Here is an 8721-nt window from a genome sequence, read left to right as displayed (position 1 = left end):
CAGCAGCGCCGCCCAGCCGGGGAAGGGGGTGCCATGGCCGATCAGCCAGGCGCCGCCCAGGATCAGCGCCAGCCCGGCGGCCGAGGCGGCGCCGCGCCAGCGGGGCGGGATGGGGGAGGCGGCGTCCCGCGTCACCCAGGCCAGCAGGGCGCCGGCCAGCAATTCCCAGAAGCGGGGGAGGGGCAGGAAGAAGGCCGCCGCCGGGTGGCTGGCGGTGAGGATGAGGTTCAGCGCGAAGGAAAGGGCCAGCAGCAGCGCCATGAAGAGGCCCGGCCGCCAGCGGGCGCGGAAGGCCAGGGCCAGCAGGAAGGGCCAGGCGAGGTAGAACTGTTCCTCGACGCCGAGCGACCAGAGGTGCAGCAGCGGCTTCAGCACCGCGAGCCGATCAAAGTAACCGGTCTCCAGCCAGAGCGCGATATTGGAGAGGAAGCCGGCCCCGGCCAGCAGGTCCCGCCCCAGCGCCGCCAGCTCCGCCGGCAGCAGCGCCAGCCAGCCATAGGCCAGGGTGCAGGCCATCACCAGCAGCAGGGCCGGGAAGATGCGGCGGATGCGGCGGATGTAGAAATCCAGGATGCTGAAGCGCCCGGCCGCGAGGTCGCGGGCGATGATGCCCGAGATCAGGTAGCCGGAGATCACAAAGAAGACGTCCACCCCGATGAAGCCGGAGGGCACCGCCTGGGGAAAGGCGTGGTAGAGAAGAACAAGCCCCACGGCGATGGCGCGGAGGCCATCGATATCCGCCCTGTACCTGGTCATGCCGGCTCGCTCGCTGAAAGGGCCCTGCCCGCGCCGCGTTGCCGGTGCCGCTGAGGATCAGTTCGGCCCCGGTTCTGCCCAGCGGCGGGGGGAGCGTCAACCGCGGGGAATGCCGAGCCCCTTTCATGGCAAGGCCCCTTTGCTGTAGGAAGCCGCCCCATGCGCGCAGATGCCGAGGCCCTGAACGGGCAGATCCAGGATTCCATCGCCCTGCTCCGGCGCCACCTCGATTGGGACGTGGCGCTGCGGCGGTTGGACGAGGTGAACGCGCGCGCCGAGGACCCCACGCTGTGGGACCGCCCGGACGAGGCCCAGGCCGTGATGCGCGAGCGCGGGCGGCTGGCCGACCAGATCGAGGGCGTCCAGAAGCTGGAGCAGAATGTCCGCGACGCGCTGGAACTGATCGAGATGGCGGAGGCCGAGGGCGACGAGGCCACGGCCAATGCCGCCGTGGCCGACCTGAAGGACTTCGCCGCCGAGGCCAAGCGCCGCGAGATCGAGAGCCTGCTCTCGGGCGAGGCGGATATGCGCGACTGCTTCGTGGAAGTGAATGCCGGCGCCGGCGGCACCGAGGCGCAGGACTGGGCGCAGATGCTGCTGCGCATGTACACCCGCTGGGCCGAGAAGCGCGGCTACAAGGTGCAGCTCACGGAAGAATCCGAGGGCGAGCAGGCCGGCATCAAGTCCGCCACCATTCAGGTGAGCGGCCCCAATGCCTATGGCTGGCTGAAGACCGAGAGCGGCGTGCACCGGCTGGTGCGCATCAGCCCCTTCGACGCCGCCGCGCGCCGCCAGACGAGCTTCGCCTCCGTCTATGTCTTCCCGGTGATCGACGACAAGATCGAGATCGAGATCAACCCGGCGGACCTGAAGACCGATACCTTCCGCGCCTCCGGCGCCGGCGGCCAGCACGTGAACAAGACGGAATCGGGCGTGCGCTTCACGCATATCCCGACCGGCATCGTCGCCGCCTCCACCCAGGACCGCTCGCAGCACCGCAACCGCGTCATCGCCATGGATATGCTGAAGGCGCGTTTGTATGAGCTGGAGCTGCGCAAGCGGGAGGAGGTCAATGCCGCCACCGAGGCCGGCAAGACCGATATCGGCTGGGGCCACCAGATCCGCTCCTATGTGCTGGCGCCCTACCAGCTGGTGAAGGACCTCCGCACCAACGTGGAAAAGGGCAACCCGGACGGCGTGCTGGATGGCGAGCTGGACGATTTCATGGCCGCCGCCCTGGCCAGCCGCGTCGGCGCCACGCGCTCCGAGGCCAGCGCCAACGCGCGCTGAGGTCCGGCGCATGGCGCATCCGGCCTGGGGCGAGGCTCTCGCTGCCCTGCCGCCCTGCTGGCGGGAGGCGATCGGCGACGAGTTCGACGCGCCCTATATGGATGCCCTGGCGGAGTTCCTGCTGGCCGAGCGGGCGGCGGGCAAGACCCTGTTTCCGCCGGAGCCGCTGGTCTTCGCCGCGCTGATGCGCACGCCGCTGCAACAGGTGAGGGCGGTGATCCTGGGCCAGGACCCTTATCACCAGCCTGGCCAGGCCATGGGCCTGTCCTTTTCCGTGCCGAAGGGGGTGCGCATCCCGCCCTCGCTGCGCAACATCCATAAGGAACTGGCGGCGGATTGCGGCATCCCGGCGCCGGGCCATGGCTGCCTGACCCATTGGGCGGATGGGGGCGTGCTGCTGCTCAACACCGCGCTCACGGTGGAACAGGGCAAGGCGGGCAGCCACGCCAAGGCGGGCTGGCACATCTTCACGGACCGGGTGATCCAGGCCGTCAATGCGCGGCCCAGCCCTGCGGCCTTCCTGCTCTGGGGCGGGCATGCGCGGAAGAAGGCGCCGATGCTGGATGCCACCCGGCACCTGGTGCTGGAGGCGGACCATCCCTCGCCCCTGGCCGCGGCCCGCGCGGCGGTGAGCCCCAGCCCCTTCGCCGGTTCCCGCCCCTTCAGCCGGACGAATGACTTCCTGCGCGCCCGGGGCCGCAACGACCTGATCGACTGGCGCCTGCCCTGACGGCCGCCGCTGGCGTGGCCCGATAAACCCTGCTCCCGCGCCCGACGTTGCAGCAGCACGCCATCATCGGGAACTGTCGCCATGCCGAAGCTGAGTTTGTCCGACCTGTCGCAGAAGATGCGCGAGATCGACATCGCGATGCTCTCCACCCATGCCGAGGACGGCTCCATCGCCAGCCGGCCGATGAGCAACAATGGCGAAGTGGAGTACAAGGGCGACTCCTACTACTTCGCCATGGAGGACACCCACACGGTGGGCGAGATCCGCCGCAACCCCAAGGTGTCGCTCACCTTCCAGGGCAGCCAGGCCTTCTCGGTGGCGGTGGAAGGCCAGGCGGAGATCATCCAGGACAAGGCGCGGTTCCGGGAGCACTGGACGCCCGACATCGACAAGTGGTTTCCCCAGGGCATCGACACGCCGGGCCTGGCCATGATCAAGGTCCATGCCACCCGCATCCATTACTGGAACGGCAACGAGGGCGGCGAGATCACGGTCTGACCGCCGCGGTTTGACAGCGGCGCGGGGCGGGGGCCATTCCTCCGCCCCTTTTGAGATGGTCAGGAACCCGCCATGCGTCCTTCCGGCCGCGCCGCCGATGCGCTGCGCAGCGTTATTCTGGAACCCGGCGTCGCCCGCCATGCCGAGGGGTCCTGCCGCATCCGCATGGGGCTGACGGAAGTCCTCTGCACCGCCAGCGTCGAGGGCCGCGTCCCCGGCTTCCTGCGTGGCAAGGGCGAGGGCTGGGTCACGGCCGAATACGGCATGCTGCCCCGCGCCACCCATAAGCGTGGGGAGCGCGAGGCCGCCAAGGGCCGCCAGTCCGGCCGCACCCAGGAAATCCAGCGCCTGATCGGCCGCAGCCTGCGCGCCGTGGTGGACCGCGCAGCCATGGGCGAGATGACCGTCACCCTGGACTGCGACGTGCTGACCGCGGACGGCGGCACCCGCTGCGCCGCCATCACCGGCGCCTGGGTGGCGCTGCACCTGGCCTTCGAGCATTGCATCAGCAAGCGCGTGCTGGCCCGCAACCCCATCACCGGCCAGGTCGCCGCCGTCTCCTGCGGCCTGTGGGATGGCGAGCCCGTGCTGGACCTCGACTATGCCGAGGACAGCGCCGCCCAGGCCGATGCCAATTTCGTCCTCACCGGCACCGGCGGCATCGTGGAAGTCCAGGGCACGGCCGAGGGCGCGCCCTTTTCCGAGGCACAGTTGCTGGGCCTGATGGCCCTGGCGAAGAAAGGCACGGCGGAACTCTTCGCCGCTCAGAGGGAGGCCATCGGCGCATGAGCACGCATCGCAAGCTGACGGAGGAAACCGTCGTCCTGGCCAGCCACAATGCTGGCAAGGTGCGGGAGAACGCCGCCCTGCTGGCCGAATACGGCGTGACCATCGTCAGCGCCGGCGACCTCGGCCTGCCCGTGCCGGAGGAGACAGAGAATACCTTCCTCGGCAACGCCACGCTGAAGGCGCTTGCCGCCGCCCGCGCCTCCGGCATGGTGGCCCTGGCCGATGACAGCGGCTTCTCCGTCGCGGCCCTGGACGGCGCCCCCGGCGTCCATACCGCCGACTGGGCCGAGCAGCCCGGCGGCACCCGCGACTACGCCGCCGCCATGGCCAAGGTGGAAAAGCTGGCCCGCCACGGCGCCGACCGCGGCGCCTGGTTCACCTGCGCCCTGGTGCTGGCCTGGCCCGATGGCCACACGGAAGGCTTTGAGGGCCGCTGCCCCGGCACCTGGGTCTGGCCGCCGCGCGGCGAAGCCGGCTTCGGCTACGACCCGATGTTCCAGCCGGAGGGGATGACGCAGACCTTCGCGGAAATGGACCCGGCGGAGAAGCACCGCATCAGCCACCGGGCGCGGGCCTTCGCGATGCTGGCGGAGGGCTGCCTCGTCAAGCGGTGAGGGCAGGCCAGGGGGCGCTGCCCCCTGGACCCCCGCCGGGGTGGAAAGTCCACCCCGGACCCCGCTTCGAGTTCTTTTTCGGGCTTTGATGGCGCAGCGTGGCGCCAATCACTCAGCGCCGAATATTAAAAGAAGTCACAAGGGCTGAACCCATGGTCGCCGGAGGTCCAGGCCCTCCGGCGGAACCGGCCTCCACTCAAACTGATGGCGGGGTCCGGGGTGACCCTGTCACCCCGGCGGGGAAGGTCCGGAAGGGGCGGCGCCCCTTCCGGCCCCGGCCTGTCACCCTTGTTCTTCCCGCAGTTCCAGTGCCCGCGCATAGACCTGCTTGCGCGGCAGCCCGGTTGCCGCCGCCACCAGGGCCGCCGCGTCCCGCAGGCTTTCACCGGTGGCGAGCGCCGCGCGCAGGCGGGTATCCAACTCGTCCTCCCCGGCGGTGGCGTCTTGCTCCGGCGGGCCCACCACCAGGGCGATCTCGCCGCGCGGCGCGTGTTCCGCGTAGAAGGCGGCGAGTTCGGGCAGCGGGCCGCGCCGCACTTCCTCGAAGCGCTTGGTCAGTTCCCGCGTCACGGCGGCGGGGCGGGGGCCGAGGGCCTCGGCCAGGGCGGCGAGGGTTTCCGCCAGCCGGTGCGGCGCCTCGTAGAGCACCAGGGTAGCGGAAAGGCCGGCGCGTTCGGCGGCGCGCAGTTTGGCCAGTTCGGCGGCGCGGGCGGCGGCGCGGGGCGGCAGGAAGCCCAGGAACAGGAAAGGGTGGGGCGGCAGGCCGGAGAGGGTCAGCGCCATCACCGCCGCATTGGGGCCGGGGATGGCGGAGACCTCCACCCCGGCCGCGATGGCGGCGCGCACCAGGCGGTAGCCCGGATCGCTCATCAGCGGCGTGCCTGCATCCGAAACCAGAGCGAAGCGTTTGCCTTCCGCCATCCGCGCCAGCAGGCGGGGTGTGGCCTGGTCTTCGTTGTGATCGTGCAGCGGCGTCAGGGGGGCTGAAATCCCGTGCCTTGTCAGCAGGGGCGCGGTAACCCTGGTGTCCTCGCACAGGACCGCATCGGCCTCCCGCAGGGTGGCCACGGCGCGGGGCGAGAGGTCGCCGAGGTTGCCGATCGGCGTCGAGACCAGGATAAGTCCGGGCCGGCTGCGGCCGGACGGGTCATTCAGGCCGGATGGGTCCCCCATGGGGGAGTCCGGTGGAGGGGAGGTTGGCGTTGCGCTTCCAGTGGTCGGCTGGTCCTGTGGGGGATCGTCCTGTGGCACGTCGTGGTACTCCCTCGGGGACCTGGAGACGGACGCGCCGCCTCCTGCTGTCATTCGGTGCCCTTGTGGCGCTGTCCGCCTGCGCGCAGCAAGTCCCTGCCCCTTACTATGGCGGCGTGGCGCCGCTGCAGCAGGGCCAGGCGCTGCCGCCGGAGCCGCAGCGCAGCAAGGTGGCGCTGCTGCTGCCGCTGACCGGCAGCAATGCCCAGCTGGGGCAGGCCATGCTGAACGCGGCGCAGCTGGCGCTGTTCGAGCAGGGTTCGCCGGGCTTCGAATTCGTCCCGCGCGATACCGGCAGCACGGCGCAGGGTGCCGCCGAGGCGGCGCGTGCCGCCATCGCGGGCGGGGCGCGGGTGCTGGTAGGGCCGCTGACGGCGGGTGAGACCGCCGCCGCCGCCGCGCCGGCGCGGGCCGCCGGGGTGCCGATGCTGCCTTTCACCAATGATGCCAACCAGGCCTCGGCCTCCGTCTGGCCGCTAGGCATCACGCCGCGGCAGCAGATGCGGCGGCTGGTGGCGGGGGCGCATGCCCAGGGGGCGCAGCGCTTCGCCCTGGCGGCGCCGAGTGGCGCCTTCGGCCAGCAGCTGGCGGAAGGGCTGCGCGGTGCCGCCTCGGACCTCGGCCTGCCGCCGCCCACCATCATCACCTATCCGGCCTCCGCCGCGCCGGGCCTTGCCGCGCGGGACGTGGCGCAGAAGCTGGCACCCTCCGAGGCCACGGCTTCCCCCACCGCGCCGCAGGGCGGTGCCGCGGCGGACCTGCTGATCCTGGGCGAGAGCGGCGCGCGGGCGCGGGACTTCGCCGCCGGGCTGGCCGAGGCCGGCGCGCCGGTGCCGAAGCTGGCCGGCACCATCCTATGGGCCACCGACCCGTCGCTGGCGCAGGTGCCGGCGCTGGCCGGTGCCTGGTATCCCGGCCCCGACCCCTCGGCCCATGCGCAGTTCGAAAGCCGCTTCCAGGCCGCCTTCGGCGCGGTGCCGGGCCGCGTGGTGGGCGTGGCCTATGACGCGGCGGCCATTGCCGCGCGGGCCATGCGCGGCCAGCCGGATACGGTGCCGCCGATGCCGGTGGGCGAGCTGATCCTGGGCGCCGATGGCGCGCTGCGGCTGGGCCAGAATGGTGAGGTGCAGCGGGCGCTGGCCGTCTTCGCCCTGACGCCGGGCCTGGAAGGGCAGGTGGTGCAGCCGGCCAATATGCCGGGCACGGTCGGCTTCTGATTTCACGAAACGGACACGCGAAAGCCGTGGCGTGACCCGCTTTGCTGGCGCCGCCCCGGCCGGGGCGCGCCAGGGGAGGATTAGGGTTCCGCATGCCGCAGAGTGAGACGCCGCCATTATCCTGGGGGCGCGTCCTGGCCTCCGCCACTCTGGTGGGCGGGGTGCCGGTGGCGGTTTTCCTGGGCTTCGGCGCCGCCGGGGTCCTGGCGCCGGGGCTGGCGCTGCTGGGGGCGGGGCTCTCGGCGCTGGCGGCGGTAGGGCTCTCGGCGCTGTGGCTCAGCAGCCTGGCGCGGCTTTCCGCCGTCTTGCGCCGGGCGCTGGATGGCTGGGGCGAGGCACCGATGCCCGCCAGCCTGCCCCTGCTGCCGGCGATGCGGGAGCTGGCCGAGACCACCGCGCGGCTGGCCCGCAGCCTGGATGAGCGCAGCGCCCTGGTGGGCCGCCTGCGCCGCGCCGACGCCGCCATCCTGGAAAGCCTGCCCGACCCCCTGCTGGTGCTGGCGGAGGACCGCAGCGCCCTGCGCGCCAATCGCGCGGCGCGGCTGCTGTTTGGCGTGCCGGCGGCGGATGCGCGCCCTTTGTCTGGCGATACCGGCGCGCTGCTGCGCCACCCGGCCGTGGCCGGCGCCGTGGATCGCGCCCTGGCGGAAGGCAGTGTGCAGACCACCGACCTGGTGCTGCCCGTGCCCATCGCGCGGGAACTGGCGGTGCAGGTCATCCCGCTCGACCCGCCACTGGCAGACGGCGGCCGGCTGATCGTGCAGCTGGTGGACCGGACGCGGGAGCGGGCGGTGGAGCGCATGCGGGCCGATTTCGTGGCCAATGCCAGCCATGAGTTGCGCACGCCGCTGGCGAGCCTGATCGGTTTCATCGAGACCCTACGTGGCCCGGCGGAGGACGACCCGGAGGCACGCCGCCGCTTCCTGGGCATCATGGCCGAGCAGTCCGAGCGGATGCGGCGCTTGATCGACGACCTGCTGGGCCTTTCCCGCATCGAGCTGCAGGAGCACCAGGCGCCGACCGGCGAGGTGGCGCTGGCGGCGCTGGCGCGCTCGGAAGCCGAAGCCATGGGGCCGATCCTGGCCGCGCGGAAAGTCTCGCTGGACCTGTCCCTGGACGATGCGGCGCATGCGGCCCCGGCGGACCCGGAGCAGCTGGGCCAGGTGTTGCGCAACCTGCTGGAGAATGCGGTGCGCCATGGGCGGCAGGGCGGGACGGTGCGTCTGGCCGTGCGGCGGGTGGAAGGTGCCCGGCCTGGCGTGGTGCTGGAAGTCAGCGACGATGGCCCCGGAATCCCGCGCGAGCATATCCCGCGCCTGACGGAGCGCTTCTACCGTGTGGACAAGGGCCGTTCCCGCAACGCGGGCGGCACGGGACTGGGGCTGGCGATCGTGAAGCACATCGTCAACCGGCATCGCGGCCAGCTGGTGATTGAGAGCGAGGAAGGGCTGGGCGCCGTCTTCAGGGTGTGGCTGCCGGCGGCCTGAGCCTCGGGCCAAAAAGGTTGCATATTTTTTTGCGGCCAGATGTTGACCCTGGTGCTTGGGATGGATATTTACCGCCTCCCGCTGCTGAG

9 protein-coding genes are annotated in these 8721 nt (G+C 71.6%); 7 read left to right on the top strand and 2 right to left on the bottom strand.

Features of this window, described 5'->3' with window-relative positions; all coding sequences use genetic code 11:
- Positions 1-756, bottom strand: a 756-nt coding sequence (locus IBL25_RS22465; RefSeq protein WP_187780722.1) for an acyltransferase family protein, incomplete at its 3' end; no start/stop codon positions are given.
- A 159-nt stretch (positions 757-915) separates the two neighbouring features.
- Here IBL25_RS22465 and prfB point away from each other — a divergent pair.
- The 5 genes from prfB to IBL25_RS22440 all read left to right on the top strand — a co-directional run bounded on the left by prfB (position 916) and on the right by IBL25_RS22440 (position 4677).
- Positions 916-2046 carry a peptide chain release factor 2 gene (gene prfB, locus IBL25_RS22460; RefSeq protein WP_187780721.1) on the top strand — a complete coding sequence of 377 codons (1131 nt, stop codon included), beginning with the start codon at positions 916-918 and terminating at the stop codon, positions 2044-2046.
- Positions 2047-2056: 10 nt separating this feature from the next.
- Positions 2057-2776: a uracil-DNA glycosylase gene (gene ung / locus IBL25_RS22455; RefSeq protein WP_187780720.1), complete on the top strand. Its 720-nt coding sequence runs from the start codon at positions 2057-2059 to the stop codon at positions 2774-2776.
- 81 nt (positions 2777-2857) lie between these two features.
- Positions 2858-3274: a pyridoxamine 5'-phosphate oxidase family protein gene (locus tag IBL25_RS22450; protein ID WP_187780719.1), complete on the top strand. Its 417-nt coding sequence runs from the start codon at positions 2858-2860 to the stop codon at positions 3272-3274.
- A 72-nt stretch (positions 3275-3346) separates the two neighbouring features.
- On the top strand, positions 3347-4063 hold the full coding sequence (gene rph / locus IBL25_RS22445; RefSeq protein ID WP_187780718.1) for a ribonuclease PH: 717 nt from the start codon (positions 3347-3349) through the stop codon (positions 4061-4063).
- The gene (locus IBL25_RS22440) at positions 4060-4677 is read left to right on the top strand and encodes a non-canonical purine NTP pyrophosphatase (RefSeq protein WP_187780717.1); all 618 of its coding nucleotides are present in this window, start codon (positions 4060-4062) and stop codon (positions 4675-4677) included. The genes rph and IBL25_RS22440 overlap by 4 nt, the downstream gene beginning before the upstream one ends.
- A gap of 282 nt (positions 4678-4959) precedes the next feature.
- Here IBL25_RS22440 and rsmI read toward each other — a convergent pair whose 3' ends face one another.
- A complete protein-coding gene (rsmI, locus tag IBL25_RS22435; protein ID WP_187780716.1) occupies positions 4960-5850 on the bottom strand; it encodes a 16S rRNA (cytidine(1402)-2'-O)-methyltransferase in 891 nt (296 codons plus the stop codon).
- A gap of 143 nt (positions 5851-5993) precedes the next feature.
- Here rsmI and IBL25_RS22430 point away from each other — a divergent pair, with 143 nt between their 5' ends.
- Positions 5994-7145, top strand: coding sequence for a penicillin-binding protein activator (locus tag IBL25_RS22430; protein WP_187780715.1), 1152 nt, complete (start codon positions 5994-5996; stop codon positions 7143-7145).
- 92 nt (positions 7146-7237) lie between these two features.
- Positions 7238-8632 (top strand): ATP-binding protein, encoded by a 1395-nt coding sequence (locus IBL25_RS22425; RefSeq protein WP_187780714.1) that lies wholly within the window; start codon positions 7238-7240, stop codon positions 8630-8632.
- Positions 8633-8721: the final 89 nt, after the last annotated feature.

This window comes from Pseudoroseomonas ludipueritiae (assembly GCF_014490445.1).
In the GTDB taxonomy this organism is placed as follows: Bacteria; Pseudomonadota; Alphaproteobacteria; order Acetobacterales; family Acetobacteraceae; genus Pseudoroseomonas; species Pseudoroseomonas ludipueritiae.
This window is presented reverse-complemented; position numbering and strand designations above follow the sequence as displayed.